Annotated in this window: 11 protein-coding genes; 9 read left to right on the top strand and 2 right to left on the bottom strand. The window is 63.1% G+C overall.

Annotated elements, in window-relative coordinates; genetic code table 11:
* The first annotated feature begins 3 nt into the window (after positions 1–3).
* The 3 genes from BUE15_RS06845 to BUE15_RS06835 are packed head-to-tail and all read left to right on the top strand — an operon-like array spanning position 4 to position 4,046.
* Positions 4–1,266: a TCR/Tet family MFS transporter gene (locus BUE15_RS06845; RefSeq protein ID WP_073282442.1), complete on the top strand. Its 1,263-nt coding sequence runs from the start codon at positions 4–6 to the stop codon at positions 1,264–1,266.
* Between the two features lie 56 nt (positions 1,267–1,322).
* Positions 1,323–1,793 carry a (2Fe-2S)-binding protein gene (locus tag BUE15_RS06840; protein WP_073282440.1) on the top strand — a complete coding sequence of 157 codons (471 nt, stop codon included), beginning with the start codon at positions 1,323–1,325 and terminating at the stop codon, positions 1,791–1,793.
* A 42-nt stretch (positions 1,794–1,835) separates the two neighbouring features.
* Positions 1,836–4,046 (top strand): xanthine dehydrogenase family protein molybdopterin-binding subunit, encoded by a 2,211-nt coding sequence (locus BUE15_RS06835; RefSeq protein WP_073282438.1) that lies wholly within the window; start codon positions 1,836–1,838, stop codon positions 4,044–4,046.
* A gap of 246 nt (positions 4,047–4,292) precedes the next feature.
* On the opposite strand, the gene BUE15_RS06830 is transcribed toward BUE15_RS06835, so the two are convergent.
* Both BUE15_RS06830 and BUE15_RS06825 read right to left on the bottom strand, forming a co-directional pair.
* Positions 4,293–4,796 carry a vitamin K epoxide reductase family protein gene (locus BUE15_RS06830; RefSeq protein ID WP_073282436.1) on the bottom strand — a complete coding sequence of 168 codons (504 nt, stop codon included), beginning with the start codon at positions 4,794–4,796 and terminating at the stop codon, positions 4,293–4,295.
* A gap of 87 nt (positions 4,797–4,883) precedes the next feature.
* Entirely contained in the window at positions 4,884–5,597 is a 714-nt protein-coding gene (locus BUE15_RS06825) for a hypothetical protein (RefSeq protein WP_139252161.1), read from the bottom strand.
* A 99-nt stretch (positions 5,598–5,696) separates the two neighbouring features.
* On the opposite strand from BUE15_RS06825, the gene BUE15_RS06820 reads away from it, so the two are divergent.
* From BUE15_RS06820 to BUE15_RS06795, 6 genes are all read left to right on the top strand, one after another.
* The gene (locus BUE15_RS06820; protein WP_073282432.1) at positions 5,697–9,242 is read left to right on the top strand and encodes a PD-(D/E)XK nuclease family protein; all 3,546 of its coding nucleotides are present in this window, start codon (positions 5,697–5,699) and stop codon (positions 9,240–9,242) included.
* 92 nt (positions 9,243–9,334) lie between these two features.
* Complete coding sequence (locus tag BUE15_RS06815; RefSeq protein ID WP_073282430.1) at positions 9,335–9,769, top strand: nucleoside deaminase; 435 nt, start codon at positions 9,335–9,337, stop codon at positions 9,767–9,769.
* Positions 9,770–9,882: 113 nt separating this feature from the next.
* The gene (locus BUE15_RS06810; protein ID WP_073282429.1) at positions 9,883–10,188 is read left to right on the top strand and encodes a hypothetical protein; all 306 of its coding nucleotides are present in this window, start codon (positions 9,883–9,885) and stop codon (positions 10,186–10,188) included.
* Positions 10,161–10,571 carry a hypothetical protein gene (locus BUE15_RS06805; RefSeq protein ID WP_170865205.1) on the top strand — a complete coding sequence of 137 codons (411 nt, stop codon included), beginning with the start codon at positions 10,161–10,163 and terminating at the stop codon, positions 10,569–10,571. The genes BUE15_RS06810 and BUE15_RS06805 overlap by 28 nt, the downstream gene beginning before the upstream one ends.
* A 93-nt stretch (positions 10,572–10,664) precedes the next feature.
* Complete coding sequence (locus tag BUE15_RS06800; RefSeq protein ID WP_073282425.1) at positions 10,665–11,492, top strand: mechanosensitive ion channel family protein; 828 nt, start codon at positions 10,665–10,667, stop codon at positions 11,490–11,492.
* A gap of 116 nt (positions 11,493–11,608) precedes the next feature.
* A complete protein-coding gene (locus BUE15_RS06795) occupies positions 11,609–13,387 on the top strand; it encodes a chloride channel protein (RefSeq protein ID WP_073282423.1) in 1,779 nt (592 codons plus the stop codon).
* Positions 13,388–13,419 lie beyond the last annotated feature (32 nt).

Below are 13,419 nucleotides of genomic sequence, written 5' to 3'. Positions count from 1 at the left end.
CTTATGTCTGCTGCCCGGAAGCCCGCACTGGCGTTCATCTTCATTACGCTGCTGCTCGACGTCATTGGGTTTGGCATCATCATTCCGGTGCTGCCGAAGCTGATTACGCACCTGACCGGGGAGCCGCTGAGCGCCGCAGCACGCTATGGCGGCTGGATGGGGTTTGCGTTTGCGGGCATGCAGTTCCTGTTTTCGCCGGTGCTCGGCAACCTCTCCGACAAGTACGGACGGCGGCCGGTGCTCTTGGTGGCCCTATTCGGCTTCGGCCTCGACTACCTGTTTCTGGCCTTCGCGCCGAGCATCGGGTGGCTGTTTGTGGGGCGCATGATTGCGGGCATCACGGGGGCCAGCTTCACCACGGCCGGCGCCTACATTGCCGACATCAGCACGCCCGAAAACCGGGCCAAGAACTTCGGGTTGATCGGGGCCGCATTCGGGCTGGGCTTCATCATCGGGCCGGTGCTGGGGGGCAAACTGGTTGGCTTCGGGGCGCAGGTGCCTTTTCTGGTAGCCGCGGGCCTCACGTTTCTCAACTGGCTCTACGGCTTTTTCGTCTTGCCCGAATCCCTGGCGCCCGAAAACCGCCGGCCCTTCAGCTGGTCGCGCGCCAACCCCATTGGCTCGCTGCTGCTACTGCGCCGCTACCCGGTCATTCTGGGCATGGTGGGCTCGTTGGTGCTGGTCTACATTGCCGCCCACGCCACCCAAAGTACCTGGTCGTATTACACCATGTACAAATTTCACTGGAGCGAAAGCCGGGTGGGTGACTCGCTGGGCGTGGTGGGGTTGCTGACCGCGCTGGTGCAGGGCGTGCTGATTCGCTACCTCAACCCAAAACTGGGCGCGGCCCGGTCGGTATTTGTCGGGCTGGGGTTCTATGCCATTGGCTTTCTGTTGTTTTCGGTTGCCCCTACGGGCTGGATGATGTTTGCCTTCCTGATACCCTACTGCCTGGGCGGCATTGCGGGCCCGGCGTTGCAGGGCATCATGTCGGGGCAGGTGCCGCCCACCGAGCAGGGCGAGCTGCAGGGTGCCCTCACCAGCCTCGTCAGCCTCACCTCCATCGTTGGTCCGCCGTTGATGACCAACCTGTTTTCCTACTTCACCAGCCCCGCAGCACCGGTGCACTTTCTCGGCGCCCCTTTCCTGACCGGAGCCGTGCTGACCGTGGGGAGCCTGCTGCTGGCCCTGCGTTCCTTGCGCCGCTACCAGCCGGAAGTCTCCGCTCCGCTGCCCGCCGATGCCGAAGTAGTGGCGGGCCACTAGCCGCCGCAGGCGTAGCACGCCATATCCTTTTCCCGGCGGCGGCAGTATGGATTAGCATGGAAGCCGACCTCACTTTGCTCGTGAACGGGCAGCAGCACATCCTACGCCTCGACCCGGAAACGCCCCTGCTCTACGTGCTGCGCAACAACCTGGGCCTGAACGGGCCGAAGTTCGGCTGCGGGCTGCAGCAGTGCGGCGCCTGCATGGTACTGCTCGACCATATTGCCTGGCCCAGCTGCCAGCTGCCCGTGCGCCAAACTACCGGCGGTGTGGCCATCACCACCCTCGAAGGCCTCACCCGCCCCGACGGCACGCTCCACCCGGTGCAGGCGGCGTTTGTGCAGGAGCAGGCGGCGCAGTGCGGGTTTTGCCTGAACGGAATGATTATTTCGGCTGTGTCGCTGCTGAAGCAGTATCCGCAGCCAAGTGAGGAGGCTATTCGCAACGGGCTGTTTCGGGTGCTGTGCCGGTGCAGCGTACACACCCGCGCCATTCGGGCCGTGCAGCGCGCGGCGGCTTCGGGGTAAGCCGACTACACTTCTCTCCTGTTCCGCTACCCTATCCGACTTATGCCGCAGCCCGTCACTTCCCGCCGCAACTTCCTCAAAACCACTGGCTGCCTGACCATCGGGTTTGTGCTGCTGAGTTCCTCTGAACTGCTGGCCGATGCGCCGAAAGCGGACAAACTGCCCGGCAGCCTGCAGGACAACCCGCGCATCAATGCCTGGCTGGAGCTGCTGCCCAACGGCCGGGCGCGGGTGCTGACGGGCAAAATTGAAATCGGGCAGGGCATCCGGACAGCGGTGGCGCAGGTGGCCGCCGAGGAGCTGAACCTGCCCGTGGAAGCCGTGGAAGTAACCATTGCCGAAACCGGCCGCACGCCCGACGAACGGTACACGGCCGGCAGCGCCTCCATCGAGCAGAGTGCCATGGCCATCCGCCACGCCGCTGCCGCCGCCCGGCAGAAGCTGCTGGAGCTGGCCGCGCCGGTGCTCCGGCTGAAAGTCAGCCAGCTGCGCCTGGAGCCGGGCGCGGTGGTGGCCTCCAGTGGCCGGCGCGTGTCGGTGGAGCAGCTGCTGGGCGGCCGGCAACTCACGGAAGAGGTGCGCCAGCCGGCTCCGCTCAAGCCCAAAAGCCAGTACCAGCACGTGGGCCGCTCGGTGCCCCGCCAAGATATCGAGCACATGGTGCGGGCCGAGCCCTATTACGTGCAGGACCTGCGCTTTCCCGGCATGGTGCACGCCCGCGTGCTGCGCCCTCCCTCCTACGAAGCCCGCCTGCTGCAATTCGACGCCGACGCCCTGCGGCGGGCCGTGCCCGGTGTGCTCCAGACGGTGGTGGATGGCAGCTTCGTGGGCATCGTGGCGGAGCAGGAATACCAGGCGCTACGGGCCCAGGACTACGGCCGGCTGCACACGCAGTGGTCGGCGGGGCGGCCATTGCCCATAGATAAGCCGCTGCCGGAACTGCTACGGAGCCTGCCGGGTACTGTGAAGGATGTGGCCAGTAAAGGTGACTTCACCAAAGCTCCGGCCGCGGGCGCCCTCACCCACCAGGCCAGCTACTTCAAGCCCTACCTCATGCACGGCTCTATCGGGCCGAGCTGCGCGGTGGCGCTGTTCGAGCCCGGCGCCCAGGCGCTGCACGTCTGGACGCACAGCCAGGGCGTGTATCCGTTGCGCGAGTCGCTGGCGAAACTCCTGAACCTTCGCTCCGACAATGTGCACGTGAAAGGCGTGCCCGGCTCCGGCTGCTACGGCCACAACGGCGCCGACGACGTGGCTGCCGATGCCGCCCTGCTGGCCCGCGCCGTGCCCGGCCGCCACGTGCGCCTGCAGTGGAGCCGCGACGACGAGCACGCCTGGGAACCCTACGGCAGCGCCATGGCCTTCGACCTGCAGGCCCGCGTCAATCCCAACACCGGCCGCATCACGCACTGGCAGCACGAGCTGTGGTCGGATACGCACAGCACCCGGCCCGCCGGCTCGCCCGAAAAGCTGCTGGCGGCGCAGTATCTGGCGCAGCCGCAGCTGCCCAAAGTCGAGGACGATTTCAGCGGCGGCATTCACCGCAACGCCGAGCCGTACTACCAGTTTCCGGCGCTGCAAGTGCGGGCTCACGCCGTACAGGGGCCGTTGCGGGTGTCGGCGCTGCGGGCGCTGGGCGCCTTCGGCAATATTTTCGCCCTCGAATCCTTTATGGAAGAGCTGGCGGTGCTGGCCCGGCAGGACCCCTACGAGTTCCGCCTGCGCCACCTCACCGATGAGCGCGCCAAAGCCGTAATTCGGCGGGTGCGCGAGATGGTGAAAGGCCAGAAAATAGCTGAAAACGAAGGGCTGGGGCTGGCGTTTGCGCGGTATAAGAACACGGCCGCCTACTGCGCCGTGGTGGCCAAAGTCAGCGTGGACCCGGGCACCGGCTTTGTGCGGGTGCCGCGCATCTGGGCCGCCATTGATGCCGGCGAAGTCATCAACCCCGACGGCCTGAAAAACCAGACCGAAGGCGGCCTCACCCAAGCCGCCAGCTGGACTCTGAACGAAGAAGTGCTGTTCAACGCCCAGGGCATCACCACGCGGCAGTGGGAGCAGTACCCTATTTTCCGCTTCGATGAAGTGCCGCTGGTGGAAGTAGCCGTGCTGGACCGCCCCACCGAGCCGCCCCTCGGGGCCGGCGAAGCTGCCCAGGGCCCCACGGCCGCCGCCTTGGCCAACGCCGTATTCCACGCCTGCGGCAAGCGGGTCCGGCACCTGCCCATCCGCCCCGAGAAGCTGGTGGGGTGAATTGAAACGGTGTTTTGCCAGTCTCCAGTCGTCCGCCGCATGCGAAGGGTGCCTGGCGGCTTTCCCGGCATGGCCCGCCGCATGCGGCGGACGACTGGAGGAGTGCCGGAACCCTGCCGCCGCATGCGGAAGCTGGCCAGCGGCTTTCCTGGCATGGCTCACCGCATGCGGAGGGTGCTTGGCGGGCGGCCGCTATGCTACCGCCGCATGCGGCGGCAGGGCTGAGGCCGTGCTGTTGAAACGGTACTAGCGGCGGCCCAGCAGCTTCTTCAGTCCTTTTCGCGCTTCGGGCAGCGACAAGGCCAGCGAGGCAATGGAAGCCACCGTGGCTACCTGGCAATAGAAGCACAACGCCTTGTTTTCCTGCCACTCCTCCCGGCCCAAAAACAGCGTGTTGGCGGTGTCGAACAGGGTTTTGGCGGCCATGGCGACGGGCAGCGCCGGCTGCGTAGTAGCCCGCTCGATGCCGCCAGCGCCGGCCAGGCAGGCGGTGAGGCCGTAGGTCACCATCATGGGCAGGGCGTCGGGCGTGTCGAGGCGCTTGTAGCCGTAGTCGGAGGCGTCCACTTTGTCGGAGTCGAACGGGCCGACGGGCGGGTCGGGCAGGTGCTTGAGGATGCCGGTCTGGTAGAGGCTCACGATTTGACCGGCCGCCACCCCCAGGATGGAAAGGCCGATAATCCAGCGGCGGCGGGTGAGGTCGGGGCTTTGGCCGTTGCGCAGTTCGTGGCTGAGTTGGGTAGGATTCATCGAATCGGATAGTGGTGGGAAGAACTGCTACCGGGTACGACGGGGCGCGGGGCCGGGTTCCTGTGGAGGTTACGGGTACCAGCGGTTTTACTGCTCTTCGGGTGCGGGGTTTTCGGCGCCGGGTTGCAACGATGCCAGATGCAGACGCACCTCAGTCCCGTCGGCCAGCCAGCCGAGCAGCATACCGGGTTCATCCGGAGTGACGTCCAGTATACACGCACCGGTTTCTACCATGCGCTGCCATTGTAGTGTTTTCAGGTCAAGATACACCAGCCAGGAGGTGCCGGCCGGGCCAGCCGGGCTGTTCGTGGCCTCAAACAGTTGTAAGAAAACACCGCTGTCCTTCCACTTGTAGCACAAATACCCTATTAACTGCCCGTATAAACCTGGAATTTCAGGCGTAGTCAGTAGCTGTCCTATCTCCATCAAGTCGTCATACTGTTCCAAGTCAGAGAATATTTCATTCCACCAATTCACAAATTCGGGAGTAGCCTTTTCTTCCAGGGGAAAAGGCTGCCACTGCAACCGCACTGACAAGCTACTCAGCAACTCAACGTTCTCTGGTGCGGGAGCCTGAGTTACATTTGATAAATTGGTTTGGGGCTGCAGTAGGCTTTTTATGAAGTCGTACACCAGGTAGGCGCCCATAGACACCAGCATGAGTGCGGCTACTGGCACTGCGGCAGCCAGCAGGAGCGGAACAAGTACTACCCAGTGTAAAGCTTGAGTAATCCAGTCATCCCAGCTTTTAGCTTTAGGCGGAGAAGGAGGAATTACCGTTTTTGTGATGGCGAAGCGCATAAAACAGGTACTGCTTTCTCTTGTAATTTGTGATTGAAGATACTAGAATGGCTGGTGGAGCACCCGTTCCAGCCGTCCTGGCCGTATCTTTACTACTGTATGATTTCTGCCCTTCCCGCCCGCCCTGCCGTTTCCACCGAGTCGTTTCTCGCCCAAATGGCCCGCGACCTGACCACGCGCTACTCGCCCGAGGACCTGTCGGATCTGGTGGTGGTGGTGCCCACGCGGCGGGCGGTGGTGTATCTGAAGAACGAGTTGGCCATGGCCACCGACGCCGGCGAGGCCCTCTGGAGCCCGCGCGTGGCGGCCATGGAAGACTACATGGTGGAGCTGGCCGGCGTGCAGGTGGAAGAGCCCATTGCCCTGCAGCTGCTGCTCTACGACATCCTCAAGGACATTGACCCCAAGCTGGATTTCGACCGGTTTGTGGGCTGGGCGGGCCTGCTGCTCGAAGACTTTTCCAGCCTCGACCAGAACCTGGCGCAGCCCGACAAGGTGTTTGAGTACCTCTCGCAGGCCAAGGCGCTGGAACGCTGGGACTTGGGCGAAGCGCCCAAGCCCGAGTCGATGACGGCGGGCTACTTCAAGTTCTGGGACGACCTGAGCAAGGTATACTACCGCCTGCGCCGCCGCATGCTCGACCAGCGCGTGGCCTACCCCGGCCTGGCCTACCGCCGCGCCTCCGAGCGGGTGGCCGAGTTCATTGAGCAGGGCCGGCCGCTGGCCCGGCACGTATTTCTGGGCCTGGGCTTTCTGTCCAGGGCCGAGGAGCGCTTGATTCGGCTGCTGCTGAAGGAAGGGCTGGCCGAAGTGCGATTCGATGCCGACGCTTTCTATATGGAAGGCGACACGCCCAACCGCGCCGGCCAGCACCTGCGCCGCTACCTCAAGAACTGGGAGCTGCCGCTGGAAGCCTTCGGCGGGCCCGAGGAGCTGCTGCGCGGACTGCCGCGGCACGTGCGCTTCGTGGGCGTAGCCAACGCCAGCATGCAGGGCAAAGTGGCGGGCCAGCTGCTGGCCGAAGCCCGCACGCTGCACCCCAGCGGCACGGTGGCCGTGGTGCTGCCCGACGAAACCCTGCTGCTGCCCGTGCTGCACGGCCTCCCGCCCGATACCGTACCCGACTACAACGTGACCATGGGCCTCAGCTTCCAGAGCACGCCCCTGTTCAACCTCGTGGATCTGCTGTTTGAGGTGCACCTGACCGGCATCCGGGAAGGCTCCAGCGAAACCGGCTACGGCGTACCGCGCTACCACCACCTGGCCGTGAGCAAGCTGCTGGGCCACCCGTTTCTGCGCCGCTACCAGCAGTGGCTCGACAAGCAGCCCGAAACCAGATACCACGGCCTGCTCGACAAGGTGTGCCGCGAGATTGTGCGCCGCAACGCCGTGCTGCTGCCCGCCTCCGAGCTGCTGGAGCTGGGCCAGGAGCACGAGCTGCTGGAGGCGCTGTTCAAGACCTGGGACACCTGCGACGACATCATTGCGGCCTGCTACACGCTGATTGACTTGCTGAAGCAGGTGTACCAGGAGCAACATTCGGCCATCGAGGCGGAGTACCTGTACCTGTTCTACACGCTGGTCAAGCGCCTTGATTCGGTGTTCGACTGCCGGGAGCAGCGGCTGTCGGTGCGCTCCTTCCGCCGGTTTCTGTACGAGCAGATGACGCGCACCCGCCTGCCCTTCTCCGGCGAGCCGATTGCCGACGTGCAGGTGATGGGCCTGCTGGAAACCCGCGCCCTCGACTTCGACCACATCATCCTGCTCAGCTGCAACGAAAACGTACTGCCGGCCCCCAAGCGCCACACATCCCTGTTTCCGTACGACGTGCTGACCGAGTTCCGCCTGCCCACTTACGCCGACCACGAAGCCGCCACCGCTTACCACTTCTGGCGCCTGCTGCAGCGAGCCCGCCGCGTAGACCTGGTGCATGTGCTACCCGGCGCCGAAGGCACGCGCACTGGCGAGCGGAGCCGCTTCCTGCTGCAGCTCCAGAACGATTTGCTGCCCCAAAGCCCACAGATGGTGCTGGAAGACGTGGTGGCGGTGGTTACGGGGCCTCACCCCCCGGCCCCCTCTCCCGTGGAGAGGGGGAGCCAGACGGCCGCAGACGCAGGCCAGCCTTTTGGCATGACTTCATCGGCTGTGAAACAGGCAGGTACGGTAGCTGAGCACGTGTATACTGCCGATCCTGTCACCCGGCACAAGACAACTTCTTTTGCCAAGGAGATGCGGAAAGGCCCAACTCCGGCCGAGAATGCGCTCTGGCAGGCCCTGCGCAATCAGCAGTTAGGCGAGAAATTCCGGCGGCAGCACGTAATCAACTCCTTCATTGCCGATTTCGTCTGCATCGCCAAAATGCTGGTGGTGGAGGTTGATGGAGACGTTCATCTGGAAGCAGAGCAGGCAGAATATTATGCCGGCCGCACGCACGAGCTGCAAAAGCTGGGCTACCAGGTGCTGCGCTTTGCCAACGCAGATGTGCTGCACAACCTGGATAGCGTGCTGGCGCAGATAGAATACAAACTGCAAAGCCTGCCTTCCCGTGTTCAACCCGCCCATAGCTCCGGGCCTTCCAGAACAGAACCCGTTTCAGCACCGGAAACGAACATTACTATAGGCCATGCGAGCGTGGCACCAGGCTCCCCCCTCTCCACGGGAGAGGGCGGCCGGGGGGGTGAGGCCGGTGACCTGGTGCTGGAAAAAGATGCCGGGATGCTGCAGGCCCTACGCGAAGTACTCGACAAAGGCCTCTCTCCCACGGCCCTGAACGAGTATCTGGCCTGCTCCCTGAAGTTCTACTTCAACCGGCTGGCTCGGTTCCGCGAAACCGATGAGGTGGAAGAAGCTCTCGGCGCCGACGGCTTCGGGACGGTGGTACACGAGGCCTTGGAAGACCTGCTCACGCCGTTTCAGCAGAGCGGCAAGCCCCTCACGGCCGCCGACATTCCGGGTCTGATTGGGCTGGCACCCATGATAGTGGCCAAGGCCCTGCGCAAAGAGGAAAAGGACCGCCACGCCCGCGCCGACGAAGGCCTCAACCACGTGCTGGGTCAAGTGGCCTCGCAGCTCGTTCGGCGCTACCTCGAAGGTCTTCTCACCGAAAAAGACGGCCTGCCGCTTCTGATTCAGGAAATCGAAAAGAAGATTCATGCCACGGTATTCGTGCCCCTGCCCGATGGCGAGCGGCTGCCCGTACGCCTGACCGGTATTGCCGACCGGGTAGACCAGATGCCGAACGGTGATATACGGGTGGTGGATTACAAAACCGGCCTTGTACTAGCTCATGAACTGAAGCTGCAGAAGCGCGGTGAAACGTCGGCTGATGCTGCTGAGCGCCTCGTACACGACGCCACTTCGGCCGCTGACAAAGTGCGTCAGTTGTGGCTCTACCGCTTCATGCTGGCCCAAGGCGGCCGCCCCGCTGCCGACACGGCTATCATTTCGCTGCGTAACCTAGGAGCTGGCCCCATGTCGGCCGACATGGGCTTCCTCACCGACGATGGCCAGGATTTCATGCAGCGCAGCGAGGAGCTACTCAGCCGCATCATCAACCGCATCCTCGATCCGCAGGAGCCCATCCGCAAAACCGACGACCTCGACAAGTGCCAGTATTGCCCGTACCGCGGTATTTGTGCGCGGTAAATGGCGTACTTGCCGGCTGGACAAGGCTGTCGTTTCGGCAGCCTCTGGGCCCGCTTTCTTTCTTCTCAACTAACCACCAACAACTCAATACCATGGACGAATTCATGCAGGCCGCCATTGACGAGGCGCGCCAGGGCCGCAAAGAAGGCGGCATCCCCATCGGCTCGGTGCTGCGCCGCGGCAACGAGATTGTAAGCCGCGGCCACAACAAGCGCGTGCAGGAGCTGGACCCCATTGCCCACGGCGAAATGGACGCCCTGCGCAACGCCGGCCGCCAGCGCACCTACCGCGACACGGTGCTCTACACTACGCTCATGCCCTGCTACATGTGTGCCGGCACCATCGTGCAGTTCAAAATCCCGAAAGTGGTAGTGGGGGAAGCCCGCACGTTCGGCGAGTCGAAAGCGTTTCTGGAAAGCCACGGCGTGGAAGTCGTGATTCTGGACTCGCAGGAATGCGTAGACATGATGCAGGAATTCATCGAAGCCGAGCCCACGCTCTGGAACGAAGACATCATGGAGCTGTAGAATAGCTGGTTGAGTGCTGATTGTTGAATGCTGGTTCAGAACGACACCAATAATCAGCACGTAACAATCAGCATTCAACCAGCCACTAACTCCTGGCACCGTATCTTTGCCGCATGGAAAACCAGCCGCTTCTTGCTTCCAAAAAATGCCCGCACTGCGGCTTCTGGAGCAACTGGCAGCAGCGCGCCGACGACCGGTGCGAGCGGTGCGGCCTGCTGCTGGATGCCCCGCGCCTCCGTAGCGAGCAGGCCCGCGAAGCCCAGGCCGAGGAACCGCTGCCGGAGTTTCTGCGAATCAAGATTAACCCCGAGGACGGCCCTGCGCTGCGCTTTTTCAAGCACCTCGTGCGGGGCGGGCAGCTGGCGTTTGCGGCCATCGTGTCGTTTATGGTATGGCTGCTGACGTTGCTGGCCGGATGAGGCGCTGGCCCGCCGAGCTGCGCCACCCGCTGTTTCTGGTCGGCGCCGGGCTCTACGTATTATCGGTGGCGCACAAGCGGCAGTGGCTGGGGCCCTGGCCTTTCTGGCCGCCGCTGCTCACCTCCTACCTCGCCGACCTGCTGACCCTGCCCCTGGAACTGACGCTGCTGCTGTGGCTGATGCGCCGGTTCTACTTCCGCAATCCGGCTTTCGTGCTGCCGACGTCCTGGATTTTCAGCACCTGGCTGGTCATGGCCGTGTGGTTTGAGGGCCTGCTGCCCCGCTTCGACGCCCGCGCCACCGCCGACCCGCTCGACGTGGTGGCCTACGCCGTGGGCGGCTTCCTGTTCTGGCGCTGGCAGAACCGGCCCGCCGCATCTTAAGCGAACCTGCCAGCCGTTTTTTTGCGTAGAGCCCTGCAACGCCCCGCCGGCCCCGTGCCGCGGGGCGGTTGGTTTTAGCTGATACCCGTTTCTATGCTGCAGGATCTGAACCGCGTGCTGTCTGCCTATTGGCAGCAGTTTTTGTACGTTTTGCCCAAGCTGGCCCTGGCGCTGCTGCTGCTGATTGTCGCCATTTTCGTTTCCAACCGCCTCAGCACCTTAATCGGGGGGCGCCTGCGCCGCCGCTCCCACGACCCGCTGCTGGCCGACTTCCTCACGCGCATCAGCAAATGGGTGTTTGTGCTGATAGGGCTGCTGCTGGCGATGCAGGTGGTAGGCCTCTCGGGCGTGGTAAGCGGGCTGCTGGCCGGCGCGGGGCTGTCGGCGTTTATTGTGGGCTTTGCCTTCAAGGATATTGCCGAAAATTTCCTGGCCGGCGTCATTCTGGCCTTCAACCGCCCGTTTCACATCAACGATACGGTGCAGATCAAGGACCAGATTGGGCATGTGGAAGCCCTAAACCTGCGCACCACGCTCATCCGCACCTTCGAAGGCAAGCACGTATTTCTGCCCAACTCCCTGGTGCTCAAAGAGCCGCTGGTCAACTTCACGCGCGACGGCAACCTGCGCCAGGACTTTCTGGTGAGCGTGGACTACGGCGAAACCGGCGACCCAGGCCGGCTGCAGCAGCAGCTCCTGGAGTTTCTGGGCGCGCACCCCGATGTGCAGCACGAAAACGCCTACCCACCCTACATCATTCTGGAGAAAACCGCCGGCACCACCGCCGACCTGCGCCTCTACTTCTGGACTTCTTCTGATGAGTACCGCCGTGGCACGCTGCAAATCAAGAGCGAGCTGATGCAAAAGGTGAAAGCCATGCTGCAGGAAAAAGGCTACCCCGCTCCCAGCCTGGCACAGTAGCGGCAATATTTTAGAATTTTATGGGCCTTCAACGTCAGTTTTTCCTTATCCTGCGTTGAGATAGACTGTTCCGCTTGCCCGCGAGGCGGGTAGACGTTTCACTTTGCCCTGCGGCTATGGCCAAAAAGCTTGTTCACCGGATCCTGAGCCCCCTGTTGCTCTGGCGCTTACGCCATATCAACGACCGGGTATACCTGATTCTGGTGAGCATTCTGGTGGGCCTGATGGCCGGCCTGACGGCGGTGCTGCTCAAGAACACGGTGCACGGCTCGCAGGAGTTCCTGTATTCGTGGGTGCCGGAAGAGAAGCGCGTGTTTGCCCTGTTTCTCTACCCCATCATCGGTATTGCGCTGTCGGTGCTGTTTACGCGCTATTTTCTGGATGGCAACCTCAGCCGCGGGCTCGGGCCGGTTATCTACAACATTGCGCGGCAGGGCAGCATTGTGCCGCGCAGCAAGCTTTACTCGCAGTTCATCACCTCCTGGCTGACTGTTTCGTTCGGTGGCTCGGCGGGTCTGGAGGCCCCTATTTCCGTGACGGGCGCGGCCCAGGGCTCCAATCTGGCGCGGCTGCTGCGGGTGGGCCGCCGCGAGCGGCGCCTGCTGGTGGGCTGCGGCGCGGCGGCGGGCATAGCGGCCATCTTCAACTCGCCTATTGCGGGGGTGCTGTTTGCGGTGGAAGTGGTGCTGAGCGAGCTGGCCGCCCCGTATTTCATTCCGCTCCTGATTTCGACGGCGACGGCCACCGTGGTGTCGAAGGCGTTGTTCGAGGGCCAGCCCTTCGTGCTCATCACCACCAGTTGGCCTGTCGATGCGGTGCCGTTTTACGTGATGCTGGGACTGTGCACGGCGCTGCTGTCGGTTTATATGATTCGGGTGTACTTCGCGGCCGACAAGTTTTTTGAGCGCTGGCCGGGTACATTCCGCAAGGTGGCGCTGGGCGGGCTGGTGCTGGGCGTCCTGGTGTTTCTGTTTCCGCCGCTCTACGGCGAAGGCTACAACGTGGTGCAGCAACTGCTGGCCGGCAAAGGCCAGGACCTGGTCAACGGCTCCATCTTTGCCGTGTACCGCGACGAAAACGTCTGGATTTTGCTGGGCGTGGCTACGGCCAGTATGCTGCTGAAGGTATTTGCGACTACTATTACGGTGGGCGCAGGCGGTAACGGGGGCATGTTCGGCTCGTCGCTGTTTGCGGGGGCGCTGCTGGGCTTTGTGTTTGCCCGCCTCATCAACCTCAGTGGCCTGACCAGCGTCACGGAGGTGCATTTCATTGTGCTGGGCATGGCTGGCGTGCTGGCCGGCGTGGTGCACGCGCCCCTCACGGCCATCTTCCTCATTGCCGAAATTACGGGCGGCTACGCGCTGTTTGTGCCCCTGATGGTGGTTACCAGCTCCTCCTACCTGATTACGCGCTATTTCGAGCCCTACTCAGTGTACACGCGCAAGCTGGTGCAGCGCGGCGTGTACGTGCACCAAGACCGGGACCGGAGTCTGCTTTCCCAGCTCGACCTGCACCACCTTGTCCAGACCGATTTTGTGGCCGTACACCCGCAGGATACGCTGGGCACGCTGGTCGAGACGTTCCGCCACGCTACCCGCAACCTGTTTCCTGTGGTCGATGACAAGGGCTATCTGCTGGGCATTATCACGCTGGATGCCGTGCGTGACGCACTTTTCGACAACCAGCACTACACCACCACCCGCGTCCACGACCTGATGACCGACCCGCCCGCTACGGTCAATTTCGATGACTCGCTGCTGGACACGCTCCGCTGCATGGAGCAGCTCAACGTGCCGGCGCTGCCCGTCATCAACCAGGGGCGCTATGTGGGCTTCCTGCTGAAATCCAGCATTCTGGCCGGCTACCGCAGGCAGTTGCTAAAGGAAACGGAATAAGGTAAGATGATTGGCTACCCCCATTCACTCTC

Origin of the sequence: Hymenobacter psychrotolerans DSM 18569 (assembly GCF_900142395.1) — a bacterium.
In the GTDB taxonomy this organism is placed as follows: Bacteria; Bacteroidota; Bacteroidia; order Cytophagales; family Hymenobacteraceae; genus Hymenobacter; species Hymenobacter psychrotolerans.
Note: the sequence above shows the minus strand (reverse complement) of the source record. Positions and strands in the feature narration are given on the sequence as shown.

Coding starts and splice junctions, on each gene's coding strand:
- BUE15_RS06820 (WP_073282432.1), top strand. CDS start 5,697: ATGATTTCTGCCCTTCCCGCCCGCCCTGCCGTTTCCACCGAGTCGTTT.
- BUE15_RS06800 (WP_073282425.1), top strand. CDS start 10,665: ATGCTGCAGGATCTGAACCGCGTGCTGTCTGCCTATTGGCAGCAGTTT.
- BUE15_RS06810 (WP_073282429.1), top strand. CDS start 9,883: ATGGAAAACCAGCCGCTTCTTGCTTCCAAAAAATGCCCGCACTGCGGC.
- BUE15_RS06830 (WP_073282436.1), bottom strand. CDS start 4,796: ATGAATCCTACCCAACTCAGCCACGAACTGCGCAACGGCCAAAGCCCC.
- BUE15_RS06795 (WP_073282423.1), top strand. CDS start 11,609: ATGGCCAAAAAGCTTGTTCACCGGATCCTGAGCCCCCTGTTGCTCTGG.
- BUE15_RS06845 (WP_073282442.1), top strand. CDS start 4: ATGTCTGCTGCCCGGAAGCCCGCACTGGCGTTCATCTTCATTACGCTG.
- BUE15_RS06805 (WP_170865205.1), top strand. CDS start 10,161: ATGGCTGCTGACGTTGCTGGCCGGATGAGGCGCTGGCCCGCCGAGCTG.
- BUE15_RS06840 (WP_073282440.1), top strand. CDS start 1,323: ATGGAAGCCGACCTCACTTTGCTCGTGAACGGGCAGCAGCACATCCTA.
- BUE15_RS06835 (WP_073282438.1), top strand. CDS start 1,836: ATGCCGCAGCCCGTCACTTCCCGCCGCAACTTCCTCAAAACCACTGGC.
- BUE15_RS06815 (WP_073282430.1), top strand. CDS start 9,335: ATGGACGAATTCATGCAGGCCGCCATTGACGAGGCGCGCCAGGGCCGC.
- BUE15_RS06825 (WP_139252161.1), bottom strand. CDS start 5,597: ATGCGCTTCGCCATCACAAAAACGGTAATTCCTCCTTCTCCGCCTAAA.